At 37.1% G+C, this 15,333-nt stretch carries 16 protein-coding genes, 1 tRNA gene, 2 rRNA genes, 1 other RNA gene and 1 other annotated feature; of the genes, 16 read left to right on the forward strand and 4 right to left on the reverse strand.

The window, feature by feature from the left end:
* Positions 1-87 precede the first annotated feature (87 nt).
* Positions 88-203 (forward strand): 5S ribosomal RNA (gene rrf / locus PLX19_RS25215).
* Positions 204-242: 39 nt separating this feature from the next.
* On the opposite strand, the gene PLX19_RS25220 is transcribed toward rrf, so the two are convergent.
* On the reverse strand, positions 243-1,223 hold the full coding sequence (locus PLX19_RS25220) for a YaaC family protein (RefSeq protein WP_272191678.1): 981 nt from the start codon (positions 1,221-1,223) through the stop codon (positions 243-245).
* A gap of 115 nt (positions 1,224-1,338) precedes the next feature.
* Here PLX19_RS25220 and guaB point away from each other — a divergent pair, with 115 nt between their 5' ends.
* The 7 genes from guaB to PLX19_RS25255 all read left to right on the forward strand — a co-directional run bounded on the left by guaB (position 1,339) and on the right by PLX19_RS25255 (position 8,307).
* Positions 1,339-2,802 carry an IMP dehydrogenase gene (guaB, locus tag PLX19_RS25225; protein ID WP_272191679.1) on the forward strand — a complete coding sequence of 488 codons (1,464 nt, stop codon included), beginning with the start codon at positions 1,339-1,341 and terminating at the stop codon, positions 2,800-2,802.
* Between the two features lie 104 nt (positions 2,803-2,906).
* Positions 2,907-4,226: a D-alanyl-D-alanine carboxypeptidase family protein gene (locus PLX19_RS25230; RefSeq protein ID WP_272191680.1), complete on the forward strand. Its 1,320-nt coding sequence runs from the start codon at positions 2,907-2,909 to the stop codon at positions 4,224-4,226.
* A 160-nt stretch (positions 4,227-4,386) separates the two neighbouring features.
* Positions 4,387-5,274: a pyridoxal 5'-phosphate synthase lyase subunit PdxS gene (gene pdxS / locus PLX19_RS25235; RefSeq protein WP_272191681.1), complete on the forward strand. Its 888-nt coding sequence runs from the start codon at positions 4,387-4,389 to the stop codon at positions 5,272-5,274.
* 17 nt (positions 5,275-5,291) lie between these two features.
* Positions 5,292-5,882: a pyridoxal 5'-phosphate synthase glutaminase subunit PdxT gene (pdxT, locus tag PLX19_RS25240; protein WP_272191682.1), complete on the forward strand. Its 591-nt coding sequence runs from the start codon at positions 5,292-5,294 to the stop codon at positions 5,880-5,882.
* A 54-nt stretch (positions 5,883-5,936) separates the two neighbouring features.
* Positions 5,937-6,158 (forward strand) — a binding site (T-box leader).
* Between the two features lie 49 nt (positions 6,159-6,207).
* Positions 6,208-7,482 (forward strand): serine--tRNA ligase, encoded by a 1,275-nt coding sequence (gene serS / locus PLX19_RS25245; RefSeq protein WP_272191683.1) that lies wholly within the window; start codon positions 6,208-6,210, stop codon positions 7,480-7,482.
* Between the two features lie 186 nt (positions 7,483-7,668).
* A tRNA-Ser gene (locus PLX19_RS25250) sits at positions 7,669-7,761 on the forward strand.
* Between the two features lie 171 nt (positions 7,762-7,932).
* A complete protein-coding gene (locus PLX19_RS25255) occupies positions 7,933-8,307 on the forward strand; it encodes a DUF3797 domain-containing protein (RefSeq protein ID WP_272191684.1) in 375 nt (124 codons plus the stop codon).
* Between the two features lie 36 nt (positions 8,308-8,343).
* On the opposite strand, the gene PLX19_RS25260 is transcribed toward PLX19_RS25255, so the two are convergent.
* From PLX19_RS25260 to PLX19_RS25270, 3 genes are all read right to left on the reverse strand, one after another.
* Complete coding sequence (locus PLX19_RS25260) at positions 8,344-9,012, reverse strand: deoxynucleoside kinase (RefSeq protein WP_272191685.1); 669 nt, start codon at positions 9,010-9,012, stop codon at positions 8,344-8,346.
* Entirely contained in the window at positions 9,012-9,650 is a 639-nt protein-coding gene (locus PLX19_RS25265; protein ID WP_272191686.1) for a deoxynucleoside kinase, read from the reverse strand. Before PLX19_RS25265 ends, PLX19_RS25260 begins: the two co-directional genes overlap by 1 nt.
* 326 nt (positions 9,651-9,976) lie before the next feature.
* Positions 9,977-10,513 (reverse strand): isochorismatase family cysteine hydrolase, encoded by a 537-nt coding sequence (locus tag PLX19_RS25270; protein WP_272191687.1) that lies wholly within the window; start codon positions 10,511-10,513, stop codon positions 9,977-9,979.
* A gap of 73 nt (positions 10,514-10,586) precedes the next feature.
* Here PLX19_RS25270 and tadA point away from each other — a divergent pair, with 73 nt between their 5' ends.
* From tadA to PLX19_RS25310, 8 genes are all read left to right on the forward strand, one after another.
* On the forward strand, positions 10,587-11,084 hold the full coding sequence (gene tadA / locus PLX19_RS25275) for a tRNA adenosine(34) deaminase TadA (RefSeq protein WP_272191688.1): 498 nt from the start codon (positions 10,587-10,589) through the stop codon (positions 11,082-11,084).
* A 77-nt stretch (positions 11,085-11,161) separates the two neighbouring features.
* Positions 11,162-11,426: signal recognition particle sRNA large type (ffs, locus tag PLX19_RS25280), an RNA gene on the forward strand.
* A 225-nt stretch (positions 11,427-11,651) separates the two neighbouring features.
* Entirely contained in the window at positions 11,652-13,337 is a 1,686-nt protein-coding gene (dnaX, locus tag PLX19_RS25285; protein ID WP_272191689.1) for a DNA polymerase III subunit gamma/tau, read from the forward strand.
* A gap of 70 nt (positions 13,338-13,407) precedes the next feature.
* Positions 13,408-13,734, forward strand: a complete 327-nt coding sequence (locus tag PLX19_RS25290; protein ID WP_242225256.1) for a YbaB/EbfC family nucleoid-associated protein — start codon at positions 13,408-13,410, stop codon at positions 13,732-13,734.
* Between the two features lie 14 nt (positions 13,735-13,748).
* Positions 13,749-14,345 carry a recombination protein RecR gene (gene recR / locus PLX19_RS25295; RefSeq protein WP_272191690.1) on the forward strand — a complete coding sequence of 199 codons (597 nt, stop codon included), beginning with the start codon at positions 13,749-13,751 and terminating at the stop codon, positions 14,343-14,345.
* 15 nt (positions 14,346-14,360) lie between these two features.
* Positions 14,361-14,582, forward strand: coding sequence for a YaaL family protein (locus PLX19_RS25300; RefSeq protein ID WP_272191692.1), 222 nt, complete (start codon positions 14,361-14,363; stop codon positions 14,580-14,582).
* A 173-nt stretch (positions 14,583-14,755) separates the two neighbouring features.
* On the forward strand, positions 14,756-15,025 hold the full coding sequence (locus tag PLX19_RS25305) for a pro-sigmaK processing inhibitor BofA family protein (RefSeq protein ID WP_272191693.1): 270 nt from the start codon (positions 14,756-14,758) through the stop codon (positions 15,023-15,025).
* 234 nt (positions 15,026-15,259) lie between these two features.
* Positions 15,260-15,333, forward strand: a 16S ribosomal RNA gene (locus tag PLX19_RS25310); the annotation flags it as partial.

Below are 15,333 nucleotides of genomic sequence, written 5' to 3' on the forward strand. Positions count from 1 at the left end.
GAGCTGACGAATACTAATAGATCGAGGACTTAACCATATAATATGAAGCAAATGTTATCTAGTTTTGAAGGAATATACCTTCATAAGTCTGGTAATGATGGCAGAGAGGTCACACCCGTTCCCATACCGAACACGGAAGTTAAGCTCTCTAGCGCCGATGGTAGTTGGGACTTTGTCCCTGTGAGAGTAGGACGTTGCCAGGCAAACGAAAGACGAGTCAGTGGACTCGTCTTTTTTATTTCCTAAGAAATCACGTTATGTTGGCTCATTAGATATAAATAAATATAGTACGGTACTTTTTCAGCTGTAACAGCTAGAAATTCAGAGATGAACGGATAATCTTCAGAAGCATAACTTCCAAGCAAATCGTACCACCAGTCTGTTTCATAGCGGGAAATCATACTTAAGTTATAAAGCAAAAGATAGTGTATAAGTAATTCTGGAAGAGTCGTTTCACTATTAGCAGGTAAATAATAAGTATTTGTATAATGATTGTATGTAAGAGGAGCACTGTATAATGGGTTCCATTGTCTCATGGAAGCTGAGAAATACAAATGAGAGTCACCTTCTGTAAAGTTTGTATATCGAACGTTAAGATCTCTCCCGATCCCTTCCATATACCGTATAAAACGTTCTTCAGTCATATGGAAGGTATCTAAAATGCGGGTAGGAAAAGTAAAGATATTTTCCGTCACTTCTTTTAATTTATATAGGTTATTTTTTCTTTTGCTGTACCGGAATAAATCTGCTAATTCAGCGATTCGCTGCAGTAACCCTTCCATTGTGTATTTTTCTCCTTCTAAATGTTTCACATGAAACATTTGTTCCGCAACGTGAGTAAATAGTCCGTGTTTTTGAATTTTCACTTCGTCATCTATAAATTGATATCCTTGTTTTTTTCTTTTTCTTGTTGTAACCCCATGTGCTAATACAGAAGTTAATTCTGGATAATTAGGGTCAACTGTAAGCAAACAAGCTTTTAGAAGCTGGCTCATTCCATAAAACAGTAATACTGGCTTAATGGAAAATGGAGCAATATTACATAATTGGTAATAGTTTTTTCCGTGTTCTAAGTAATAAATAAAGGGATAACAATTTTCAAAGCTTTTTTTCTCAGTATTTGTATTACCTAATTTTTTGTAGCAATGGGTAAGATAATGTTGCGTGTGAGTAGACGAAAGAAAAAAGCTTAATTTTTGCCAAATCATTGTGGAATGTTGCATATATACGCCCCTTTTGTTTTTAGAAAATTCTAACATATAAAGACTTTCTTGACAGTATTTTAACCAATTGTTAAGCTACTAATAATAATTTCAGGTATCATGGGGGGAATCATTTATGTGGGAATCTAAATTTGTTAAAGAAGGTTTAACGTTTGATGACGTATTACTTGTACCAGCTAAATCGGATATATTACCAAGAGAGGTAAGTGTAAAAACAGTTTTATCCGAAACTTTACAATTAAATATTCCTTTAATTAGTGCGGGTATGGACACGGTAACAGAAGCTGATATGGCTATCGCAATGGCACGTCAAGGTGGAATTGGAATTATCCATAAAAATATGTCTATCGATCAACAAGCTGAGCAAGTTGATAAAGTAAAACGTTCTGAAAGTGGCGTTATTACGGATCCTTTCTTTTTAACTCCAGATCATCAAGTGTATGATGCAGAACATTTGATGGGGAAATATCGCATTTCAGGTGTTCCAGTTGTCAATAATGAAGAAGACCGAAAACTAGTAGGGATTATTACAAACCGTGACATGCGTTTTATCCAAAATTATTCAATTAAGATTTCCGATGTAATGACAAAAGAAGATTTAATTACAGCTCCAGTGCATACTACACTAGAAGATGCTGAAAAAATCTTACAAAAACATAAAATCGAAAAACTTCCTCTTGTTGATGATAACGGTGTATTACAAGGCTTGATTACGATTAAAGATATTGAAAAAGTAATTGAGTTTCCAAACTCTGCAAAAGATAAACAAGGTCGTTTGTTAGTAGGTGCAGCTGTTGGAGTAACAGCTGATGCAATGCAGCGTATTGATGCATTAGTAAAAGCAAATGTTGATGTAATCGTTATTGATACTGCACACGGACATTCACAAGGCGTATTAGACAAAGTGAGAGAAGTTCGTGAAAAGTATCCCAACCTAAATATTATTGCTGGTAACGTTGCAACAGCAGAAGCAACTCGCGAATTAATTGAAGCAGGTGCAAACATCGTTAAAGTTGGTATTGGACCAGGTTCTATTTGTACAACACGCGTTGTAGCTGGTGTTGGTGTTCCTCAATTAACAGCAGTGTATGACTGTGCAACAGAAGCTCGTAAGTACGGTGTTCCAGTAATTGCTGATGGTGGAATTAAATATTCTGGTGATATTGTAAAAGCATTAGCAGCAGGTGCACATGTTGTTATGCTTGGAAGTATTTTTGCTGGTGTAGCAGAAAGCCCTGGAGATACAGAAATTTACCAAGGTCGCCAATTTAAGGTATATCGTGGTATGGGTTCTGTTGGCGCAATGGAAAAAGGTAGTAAGGATCGTTACTTCCAAGAAGGTAATAAAAAGCTTGTTCCAGAAGGAATTGAAGGTCGTGTGCCATTTAAAGGTCCTTTATCAGATACAGTACATCAATTAGTTGGTGGATTACGTGCAGGTATGGGATATTGTGGTGCAGCTGATTTAACATTCTTACGTGAAAATGCACAGTTTATTCGTATGTCAGGTGCTGGATTACGTGAAAGTCATCCGCATGATGTTCAAATTACAAAAGAAGCACCAAACTATTCATTATAATGTCTAATATAAAAATAGACAGAGGTTTAGTACCTCTGTCTATTTTTTTTTGATTGTGTTAGAATAACGTTTATGTGAGTACAAATGTATTGGGGGTAACAACAGTGAAAGGTATGTTTCGTAAGCAAATGATTGCTATTGTAACGGTACTTACACTATTCTGCAGCATGTTTTTTATGTACAGCAGCACGTTTGCAGAAACAAATTCTGCGTTGAACGTTGAAGCAGGTGCAGCAATTTTAGTGGAAGCGAAATCTGGAAAAATTTTATATCAAAAAAATCCAGATGAACGATTAGCAATTGCAAGTATGACAAAAATGATGACTGAATACTTAGTTCATGAAGCAATAGCAAAAGGTAAAATTAAGTGGGATCAAAAAACGAAGATTTCTGAGTACGCTCATATAATTTCCCAAGATCGTTCCTTATCAAATGTTCCTTTAGAAAACGGTGGTTCATATACAGTAAAAGAGTTATATGAAGCAATGGCAATTTACTCTGCCAATGGTGCAACAATTGCTTTGGCAGAATTAATTGGTGGTTCAGAAGCCAGCTTTGCTAAAATGATGAATGATAAAGCAAAGGAATTAGGATTACAAAATTATAAATTTGTGAATTCTACGGGATTAATTAATAAGGACTTAAAGGGAAAACAACCTGAAGGTACAAGCCCGGATGAAGAAAATGAAATGTCTGCTAAAGACTGCGCTTTGTTAGCACAACATTTACTTCAAGATTATCCAAAGGTTCTTGAGACAGCAAAGATTCCAAAAATGACATTCCAAAAAGGTGGAAAATATCCAATTGATATGTCAAACTGGAATTGGATGTTAAAAGGGTTAGTTAAGGGTTATGAAGGCGTAGATGGTTTAAAGACAGGTCATACTGATCAAGCAGGTTATTGCTTTACAGGTACAGCAGAACGTAATGGTATGCGTTTAATCTCTGTTGTTATTAAAACAAATTCTGAGACAGCTCGTTTTGATGAAACGAAGAAACTATTTGATTATGGTTTTACAAATTTCCAAACGAAAACGGTATATTCAAAAGGTTCTCAAGTAAAAGGTCATGAAACAGTTCATGTAAATAAAGCAAAAGATACAGAAGTACCAGTGCAGACGAAGGAAGAAATTATACTTCCAACGCCAAAAGGTAGTAAAGATATTTATAAAACAGATTTCAAAGCAGTAAATAAAGAGAATGAAGCACCAATTAAAAAAGGTACAACACTTGGTTATATGACCGTAACAGCAAAAGATGCTAATGATGTAGGGTTTTTAACTGGTAAATCCATTCAAGTAGATCTTGTAACAAAACAAGAGGTAGAAAAGGCAAATTGGTTTGTTCTTTCTATGCGAAGCATTGGTTCTTTCTTTAGTGGTATATGGAATGGTACAGTTGATACTGTAAAAGGTTGGTTTTAAAAGCTCCCGATAAGGGAGCTTTTTCATTTCCTATTTTTCGTACCTATTTTGTCAAAAAAATAGTAGACAAATCTCTGATAGATAATGGTAGAATGTAAGAGTATTCTTAATTTTCTTCGTTAGCGGGGAAAAGCAATTCACCTAGGGGGGTTTTTTGTACATGTTAAATGTAACAGGAACAGAGCGCGTAAAACGTGGAATGGCAGAAATGCAAAAAGGCGGCGTCATTATGGACGTAGTTAACGCTGAGCAAGCAAAAATTGCAGAAGCAGCAGGTGCTGTTGCTGTTATGGCATTAGAACGTGTTCCAGCTGATATTCGTGCAGCAGGCGGCGTTTCGCGTATGGCAGATCCAACAATTGTGGAAGAAGTAATGGGTGTTGTATCAATTCCGGTTATGGCAAAATGTCGTATTGGTCATCTTGTAGAAGCCCGCGTACTTGAATCATTAGGGGTAGACTATATTGATGAGAGTGAAGTATTAACTCCGGCTGATGAAGTGTACCATTTAAATAAACGTGATTATACTGTTCCGTTTGTATGTGGATGCCGTGATATCGGTGAAGCAGCACGCCGTATTGCTGAGGGGGCATCAATGCTTCGTACAAAAGGTGAGCCTGGTACAGGAAATATCGTAGAAGCTGTACGTCATATGCGCCAAGTAAATGCAGAAATTCGTCAAGTTGCAAGTCTGCGCGAAGATGAATTAATGACATATGCAAAAAATACGGGTGCTCCTTATGAAGTATTACTTGAAATTAAGCGCCTTGGTCGTTTACCAGTTGTAAACTTTGCAGCAGGTGGTGTTGCAACACCAGCAGATGCTGCATTAATGATGCAACTAGGTGCAGATGGTGTATTTGTAGGTTCTGGTATTTTTAAATCAGAAAACCCAGAGAAATTTGCACGTGCGATTGTTGAAGCAACAACGCATTATGAAGATTATGAATTAATCGCTCGCCTTTCTAAAGGACTAGGTAATGCAATGAAAGGTGTTGAAATTTCAACATTATTACCAGAACAACGCATGCAAGAGCGTGGCTGGTAATTAAAGGAGTTTTTGAAATGGTTACAATCGGTGTATTAGGACTTCAAGGAGCGGTTCGTGAGCATGTACGTGCAATAGAAGCAACTGGTGCACAATCGGTGATTGTGAAGCGTACAGAGCAATTAGAGGAAGTAGATGGGCTTATTTTACCAGGCGGTGAAAGTACAACGATGCGCCGTCTTATTGATAAATATGGTTTCATGGAACCTCTTCGTGAATTTGCTAAAGCAGGAAAACCGATGTTTGGTACATGTGCAGGTATGATCTTACTTGCAAAGAACCTTGTTGGATATGAGGAATCACATATTGGTGTAATGGATATTACAGTTGAACGCAATGCGTTTGGCCGTCAAAAAGATAGTTTTGAGGCTGCTCTTTCGATGGAAGGGGTAGGCGAAGACTTTATTGGCGTATTTATTCGTGCGCCATATGTTGTAGACGTAGAAAATCATATCGAAGTATTATGCACATATGAAGATCGTATGGTCGCGGTTCGTCAAAATCATTTATTAGCAGCTTCTTTCCATCCGGAATTAACAGATGATCATCGTGTTACGGGTTATTTTGTGGAGATGGTAAAGGAAGCGAAAATGAAAAAAACTGTATAAGTGACTTGAAACTTGTGCAAGATTATAGTAAATTGATGGTAACTATTTTATATGATAAATGTGTTGATAGGAAGTAGTAGCAAGAGACGTTTCTTATAGAGAGTCGGTGGTTGGTGAAAACCGATAGAAGCGATTTGCGAATCCATCCTGGAGTGAAGTGTGGAACAGTCTGTTGACTAGTAAACATTTCCGGTGAAGAGCCGTTATCTCTACTTGAGAGGAAAGCAATTATGTTTTCAATTAGGGTGGCAACGCGGGTTAACTCCCGTCCCTTTGTATAGGGACGGGAGTTTTTTATTTTTGTAAAAATAAAGGAGGAAATATTATGCTTGATATTAAATTTTTGCGTGCAAACTTTGAAGAAGTGAAAGCGAAACTGCAACATAGAGGCGAAGACTTAACAGACTTTGGTCGTTTTGAAGAATTAGACATAAAGAGAAGAGAATTACTTGTACAAACGGAAGAGCTGAAAAGCAAGCGTAATGAAGTATCCCAACAAATTTCTGTATTAAAGCGTGAAAAGAAAGATGCAGAGGCGCTTATTTTAGAAATGCGTGAAGTAAGTGATAAAGTTAAAGAGCTTGATAACGAGCTTCGTACAGTTGAAGAAGATCTTGAGCGATTAATGTTATCTATTCCAAACATTCCACATGAGTCTACACCAAATGGTGAGACAGAAGATGATAATGTGCAAGTTCGTACATGGGGAGAAGTTGAAGAATTTACGTTTGAACCAAAGCCACATTGGGATCTTGCAACGGATTTAGGAATGCTAGACTTTGAACGCGCTGGAAAAGTAACAGGTAGCCGTTTTGTATTTTATAAAGGTGCGGGTGCAAAATTAGAACGCGCTTTATTTAACTTCATGCTTGATCTTCATACAGAAGAACATGGCTATGAAGAGATTTTACCTCCGTATATTGTAAATCGTACAAGTATGATTGGAACAGGGCAACTTCCAAAGTTTGAAGAAGATGCGTTTCGTATTGAGAGTGAAGACTATTTCTTGATTCCTACAGCTGAAGTACCTGTAACAAACTTACATCGTGATGAAATTTTAAATGGTGAGCAATTGCCAATCCGTTATGCGGCGTTTAGTGCATGTTTCCGTTCTGAAGCAGGATCTGCGGGTCGTGATACACGTGGTTTAATTCGTCAGCACCAATTTAATAAAGTAGAGCTTGTGAAATTTGTAAAACCTGAAGATTCTTATGAAGAACTAGAAAAGTTAACAAATGATGCAGAGCGTGTATTACAATTATTAGGTCTTCCATACCGTGTGATGAGTATGTGCACAGGAGATTTAGGATTTACAGCAGCGAAGAAGTACGATATTGAAGTATGGATTCCTAGCTATGGTACATATCGTGAAATTTCTTCTTGTAGTAACTTTGAAGCATTCCAAGCACGCCGTGCAAATATCCGTTTCCGCCGTGACACAAAAGCAAAACCAGAGCATGTTCATACACTAAACGGATCTGGACTTGCAATTGGCCGTACGGTAGCAGCTATTTTAGAGAACTACCAACAAGAAGATGGTTCTATTATCATTCCAGAAGTTCTTCGCCCTTATATGGGAGGAAAAACAGTAATTAAATAAATTTATTGTTATTAATATACACTCACTGTTATTTTAAAATAATAACATCTTTAGCTATTTAGTAGGGTAGAATACATTTTATGAAAAAGGAGAGAGAAAAAATCTCTTTCCTTTTTATATTATCTATAATAGTAGGGTTGACGAACAGTTTTTCTTTTGATATTATATTTCATGTCATGTTAACACGGAGGAATACCCAAGTCTGGCTGAAGGGATCGGTCTTGAAAACCGACAGGCGGTGTGAGCCGCGCGGGGGTTCGAATCCCTCTTCCTCCGCCATATATAATTGACAACAGCGCATATAAGTGGAGATTGGAGAACTCGTTACCAACACGTAACGAGTTTTTATTTTAACCAAACAGGAAGTAGCATATAGGAGAATGAACCTCTTATAGGAACACTCATATTCCGAGGATTATCTTCATAGATATGAAAGGAGCTACCATGGCCATGGATATTATTATACAAACGTTTCCGCTTGACGGAAAAACACTATATTATGTACAATGTCCCGTTTGCAAGAAAAATAAAATCTTAAACAGTGCTGCAAACGTATCTCGTATTGTAAGCGATGAAACATTTCGTAAACTTTGTGGTTGCATCTGTGATGTGAAAAAAGAAGTGAAGAAAGTAGAAACGCCAATGCAAGTTGAGAAAAAGGCAGATTCAAAACGTAAAGTAATTACAGCCGTTATTAAAGGAAAAGAAATGACGGTAAAAGAAATTGCTGAAGCGTATAATATTAGTGTAAGCACTGTGCGTCAGCGTATTAGTGCAGGGAAATCAGAGAGTGAAATTATTGCTCCGACGAAAAAGAAAAACTAAGTTCATAGGAAAAACCCGTGCGATTGCACGGGTTTTTTATTTTACAAGTTTACGTGTTTGTTGTAAGAAGTGACCGATTTTCTTAATAATTGGTTCAATTGAATTTTCATTTTGTAAAATATCATATTCGTTAATATTAAGACGCAATACAGGACAAGCATTAAAATCATTAATCCAATTTTCGTAACGTTCATGCATTTCTTTCCAATATTCAATTGGTGTTTGTTGTTCCATTGGTCTTCCGCGTTCTTTAATGCGATCTACAATATCTTCAAATGATCCTTCTAAGTAAATTAGTAAATTAGGATGTGGGAAGTAAGGTGTCATAACCATTGCATCAAATAAACTTTTATATGTTTCATAATCTGTAGCGGTCATTGTTCCTTTTTCATAATGCATTTTGGCAAAAATTCCCGTGTCCTCATAAATAGAACGGTCTTGAATAAATCCTCCGCCATATTCGAAGATTCTTTTTTGTTCTTTAAAGCGCTCTGCTAAGAAATAAACTTGTAGGTGGAAGCTCCAACGTGTGAAGTCTCCATAAAATTTATCTAAATATGGATTAGAGTCTACTTTTTCAAATGATGTGCGGTAACCAAGTGTATTGGCAAGGGCGTTTGTCATTGTAGATTTCCCAACACCAACTGTGCCGGCAATCGTAATAACAGCATCATTTGGAATATCATATTTTTGTCTCAAATTCATTACTGGTTAATCTCCTTTGTCAGTGTGTTTTGTAATGTTGATAAGATTACATTTAAGTCCGATTCATTTTTTACAAAATCCATGTTATCTCCATTGAATTTTAATACAGGGATGCCTGGATGATCTTTTTTGAATGTTTCCATTGCTATTTCGTAATCTTTAATGAGTTGCAATAAATAATTAGGATCTATATTTTTTTCGAATTCACGTCCGCGCATGGCAATTCTTTTTTGTAGCGTTTCTAAACTTGCTGTTATATATACGATGACATTTGGAACTGGCATATCTTGTGTTAAGATACGATAAATTTGCATGTATTTATCGTATTGAGCACCTTGTAATGTTTGAGATGCAAAAATCAAGTTTTTAAATATATGGTAATCTGCTACGACAGGTATATGTTGTTTTAAATATTTTGTATCAATGTCTTCTAATTGCTTATATCGGTTGCATAAGAAAAACATTTCTAATTGAAAAGCCCATTCCTCAATATTATCGTAAAATTTTCCTAAAAAAGGATTTTCATCAACGATTTCTTTTAATAAATGGAGTTGCATGTGAGTCGATATCGCTTTCGCGAGTGAAGTTTTTCCAACACCAATGGGTCCTTCAACTGTAATAAATGGTACTCCAGTCACACTGTTGCCTCCTCTCAAAACATGATTTGAAACGAATAAAAAGCACAAAACAGAATTATTGTAGCATAAGAGGAGTGAGAAAGGGTTAGTTTGTCATAAAAAGTTGAAAAATTGATTTATCCCGCATTAACGGGCAGTAATACTCCCACCTCAAGATTCGGTGAAAGCAAAGAAGTTAGGTGGGAGATAAACTGCCCGTAAACGCTCGATTGGTGAGGACTTTTAATCAGTGTGGATAAAGAAAACCCCCACTGATTAAAGTTTCGCTTTATCCGGCACTAACTCGCAATACGATCCTCCACTGGTGGGAATTTCATTTTATGTTATTACAGTTGCAAATGAAATGATGAAGAAGTATCTGCCTTTAAGGTGGTTTGCATAATACGCAGGGCATGTTCGTTATCTTGATCGCAATTAGAGGCAATACAATCCTTGGGTACATATAATTGATAGTTTCTCATATGGGCATCATTTGCGGTGAAGAGGATGCATATATTTCCAGCCACTCCTGTTAAGATAAGATTTTCTATTTTTAAATGACCTAATAATGAATTTAATGGTGTTTCATAAAAAGCAGAATAATGTGGTTTAATAAAAATATAATCATCGCTGGCGGGGGCGATCTTTTTTATAATTTCTTCACTGTATTCATTTGTGCAATAGGTGATGAGTTCATTAATATCAGCTCTCCATAAATGATAATGATCATTTACATAAATAATTGGGCAGTCGGAGTTTTTCATTTTTTGTTTAAGTTTTAAAATCGATTCTGTAATGGGTTTGCATTTTCGTGCTAAGATAGGTCCGTGTGAAAATTTGAAGTCATTAATCATGTCGATAATAAGAAGTGCTGTATTTTTCATATGTAATCTCCTTTCCTTTCTCTTTAGATTGGATTGAATATAGAAAAGTTATTTGTGATGAAAGGACTTTGTTATGGAACAAGATATTTATTTTATGAAACTTGCGATAGAAGAGGCAAAAAAGGCTGAAGAAATACAAGAAGTACCAATTGGTGCGGTTGTTGTTGTAGGCGGCGAAGTAATAAGTCGTGCGCATAACTTACGTGAAACGGAACAACGATCAGTCGCTCACGCTGAATTATTAGCAATTGATGATGCTTGCAAGAAATTAGGGACTTGGCGTTTAGAAAATGCAACGTTATATGTCACATTAGAACCATGTCCAATGTGTGCTGGTGCTATTGTATTATCACGTGTGAAACGCGTTGTATATGGTGCGGCCGACCCAAAAGGTGGATGTGCTGGTACATTAATGAATTTATTAACAGAGGATCGGTTTAATCATCAATCCGAAGTTGTAGCTGGTGTATTAGAAGAAGAGTGCGGAAGCTTATTAACAAACTTTTTTCGAGAACTACGTAAAAAGAGGAAGAAAGAGAAGGAAGAGTTGGATAAAAATACTCCTTGCTAGCACGTTGCAATTTTTTAGGAAACAAGTTATACTGAGATTGCCTTTAAATGAGGCAACTAAATATGGTTTTAACTTTGCCGTGCTAAGCGGGGAGGTAGCGGTGCCCTGTACTCGCAATCCGCTCTAGCGAGGCCGAATCCCTTCTCGAGGTTATGTTACTGTAGGGTCTGCCTTAAGTAAGTGGCGTTGACGTTTGGGTCCTGCGCAACGGGACCCCGTGAACCTTGTCAGGTCCGGAAGGAAGCAGCAATAAGCGGGTCTTCTCGTGTGCCGCAGGAGTGCCTGAACCGAGCTAACTGCTTAAGTAACGCTTATGGTACGTAATCGACAGAAGGTGCACGGCAGTTATATATGCATATAAACCCATCCTATTCATATAGGATGGGTTTTTGTATGGAAAATAACTTTTGGAATCTAGAATCAGAATAGGTTATAATAAAGTGAAACAATAATCAGGCTTTTGCGGGCAGTGTATCCCGCCTAATTTTTTTGTTTGAGTTGGCGAGATTACTGTTTACGAATAGCTAGATAAACGAGAGAATAACTTTTGGGGGAGGCCGTATTTTCGTGTCATACCAGGCGTTATACCGAACATGGAGACCGCAGAAATTTGAAGATGTAGTCGGTCAAAAGCACGTAACGAAAACGTTGCAAAATGCCCTTCTTCAAGAGAAAGCGTCACACGCTTATGTGTTCTCTGGCCCAAGGGGAACAGGGAAAACAACAATTGCGAAAGTATTTGCAAAAGCAATCAACTGTGAGCAAGCTCCTACAGCTGAACCTTGTAATCAATGTCCTGCATGCTTAGGAATTACACAAGGTGCCATTTCAGATGTATTAGAAATTGATGCGGCTTCGAATAACGGTGTAGATGAAATTCGAGATATAAGAGATAAAGTAAAATATGCTCCAAGCGAAGTTCGCTATAAAGTATATATTATTGATGAAGTTCACATGCTTTCGATGGGTGCGTTTAATGCACTATTAAAAACATTAGAAGAACCTCCGCAGCATGTTATCTTTATTTTGGCAACGACAGAACCGCATAAAATTCCACCGACAATTATTTCTCGTTGTCAACGTTTTGAGTTCCGCAAAATATCAGTACAAGATATTGTAGAACGATTAACTACTGTTGTGAACAACGAAGGAACGAAAGTGGACGAGGAAGCACTTCAAATTGTAGCACGTGCCGCAGAAGGTGGTATGCGTGATGCATTAAGTTTAATTGATCAAGCGATTTCTTATAGTGACGAAGTGGTAACGGTAGAAGACGTATTAGCGGTTACAGGTTCCGTTTCACAGCGCTATTTAGCGAACCTTGTAGAAAGTATATATGAAAATGATGTATCAAAAGCATTGCGTCTTGTTGATGATATTATGAATCAGGGGAAAGATCCGCTTCGTTTCATGGAAGACTTCATTTACTATTACCGAGATATGCTTTTGTATCAAACCTCACCGAAGCTAGAAGATATGTTGGAGAGAGTTATTGTTGATGATTCATTTCGAAAGTTAAGTCAGGAGATGAAGCCTGAAGTGATTTATGAAATTATTCATACACTTAGTAAGAGTCAACAAGAAATGAAATGGACAAATCATCCTCGTATTTTTTTAGAAGTGGTTATGGTGCAATTGTGTCAGCAGTTTGCGATGAAAGCAAACGGAGCGGATCGCTTGCAAGTCGTTTTACAAAGAATGCAGCAGTTAGAACAGGAATTAGAGAAGGTGAAACAGCATGGTGTACCAGTTTCGATGCAACAAGAAGTGAGAGAAACAAAGGCTACGCCGAAGCCGAGCCGTTCTGGTAGTATGAAAATACCGGTTGGTCGTGTTCATGAAGTGCTAAAGCAAGCAACTCGTAAAGAATTGGAGCAGTTGAAAAGTGCATGGAGTGAACTGTTAGAGCGATTGAAAAGTTATAATAAAGTCGCTTATGCTGTTTTGTTAGAAAACAGTGAGCCGGTAGCAGCATCTACTACTTCTTATGTTCTTGCTTTTAAGTATGAAATTCATTGTAAAATGGCGAGTGAAAATCGCGAAGCAACAGATACGGTAGAGCAAATTCTCTTCGAACTATTTGGGAAGAATTTACAAATGATTGCAATTCCTAAAAGTGAATGGGGGAAAATTCGTGAGGGGTTCTTACAAAGTGAAGGTGATTCTTCAGAGGAAGCAGAGAAACCAAAAGATCCCCTTGTAGAAGAAGCCCTAAAAATAGTTGGAGAGCAATTAATTGAAATAAAAGAATAAAGTATGCCTTAAATAGAGTTTTATTTCTGAAATGTAAATATCCATTAAGTGAAAATTAGGAGGAACTATTATGATGCGTGGAATGGGAAATATGAATAACATGATGAAACAAATGCAAAAAATGCAAAAACAAATGGCGAAAGCACAAGAGGAACTTGGTGAAAAAACAGTTGAAGGAACAGCTGGCGGCGGTATGGTAACAGTTATTGCAAATGGCCATAAACAAGTTCTGGAAGTGAAAATTAAAGAAGAAGTTGTAGATCCAGAAGATATTGAAATGTTGCAAGATCTTGTATTAGCTGCGACAAATGATGCATTAAAGAAAGCGGAAGACCTATCGAATTCTACAATGGGACAATTTACAAAAGGATTGAATTTACCAGGCGGTATGTTCTAGGAGGTTAGTCATAGATGCACTACCCGGAACCAATCTCGAAGTTAATTGATAGCTTTATGAAATTACCAGGTATCGGACCGAAAACAGCGGTTCGTTTGGCCTTTTTCGTATTGGATATGAAAGAAGATGACGTATTAGATTTTGCGAAGTCACTTGTAAATGCAAAACGAAACTTAACGTACTGTTCTGTTTGTGGTCATATAACAGATCGAGATCCTTGTTATATTTGTGATGATTCTCATCGTGATCAATCAGTTGTTTGTGTTGTGCAAGAGCCGAAAGATGTGATTGCGATGGAGAAGATGAAAGAATATCAGGGAGTATATCATGTGTTGAATGGTGCCATTTCTCCAATGGAGGGAGTTGGTCCGGAAGATATTAATATTCCTCAGTTGTTAAAACGACTACATGATGAAACAGTCCAAGAAGTTATTTTGGCAACAAACCCGAATATTGAAGGGGAAGCAACAGCGATGTATATCTCTCGTCTGTTAAAGCCAACGGGAATTAAAGTGACTCGTATTGCACACGGTCTACCAGTTGGTGGTGACTTAGAATATGCGGATGAAGTAACGCTATCGAAGGCGTTAGAAGGCCGCAGAGAATTATAAGTAGGAGAAATAGAGATGTTTTTTCAAAAAAAAAGGAAGTTGCGCAAAGAATATGATGAAAAATTAATTGTATTGCTAGAACAAGTGAAGATAGAGTGGATGCGTCAGAAGAGAATTGTAGAACAAAGTATTGAGCCTTCAGATGATATATTGTGTCATTTGAAACTGGCGGAAGCGAAGTACTTCTATCTATTGAAGGAAGCGAAAAGACGTCCTGTGAAAATGGAACAATTATAAAGGGGAAGTCGAACGGGAAATGGTTTTTCAGTTCGGCTTTTTGTTTTATTTCGCATTAACGGGCAGTAAGGCTCCCACTGATGGAAGTTTCGCTTTATAAGAAAAAATTAACGGTCTTTTTTTTTCTTTTTCCCATACAAATATAGTGTACAAGTTGTAAGGGAGAGAATTGAATGGAACATAGTTTGATTATTGGTGGTATATTAACGTTAATATTTCTTTTGCTAATTGTCGGTGCGTCTATAAAGCCATTTCGCTTTGTGGGCAGATTACTTGTTAAAATTGTAATAGGAGCCTTGTTGTTGTTTGCCGTGAATATAGTAGGGGCACAGTTTAATTTTCATCTTCCTATTAATGTTGGTACTACATTTGTTTCGGGTTTTTTAGGTTTGCCGGGTATCGGCGCGCTTATAATCATTAAGTTATATATTTTACCAGGCTAGAAAAAACCTTTGTTTTCGAGCTTGGTTATTTTTTTAAGAAAAAATATTGACGTCCAGACTATTAATGTGATAAATTAATAAATGTCGTCAACAACGAAAGAAAAAACAAGTTGACGGAGAGAGAAAAATGTGATATCTTATAGAAGTCGCTGAAATGCGATGTTGAACTTTGAAAACTAAACGAAACAAACAACGTGAAACGTCAATTTTTATTTATGATGCTAGACAAACACTTTATTGGAGAGTTTGATCCTGGCTCAGGATGAACGCTGGCGGCGTGCCTAATACATGCAAGTCGAGCGAACCGA

It is taken from the genome of Bacillus sp. BP-3 (assembly GCF_028401955.1).
Lineage (GTDB): Bacteria > Bacillota > Bacilli > Bacillales > Bacillaceae_G > Bacillus_A.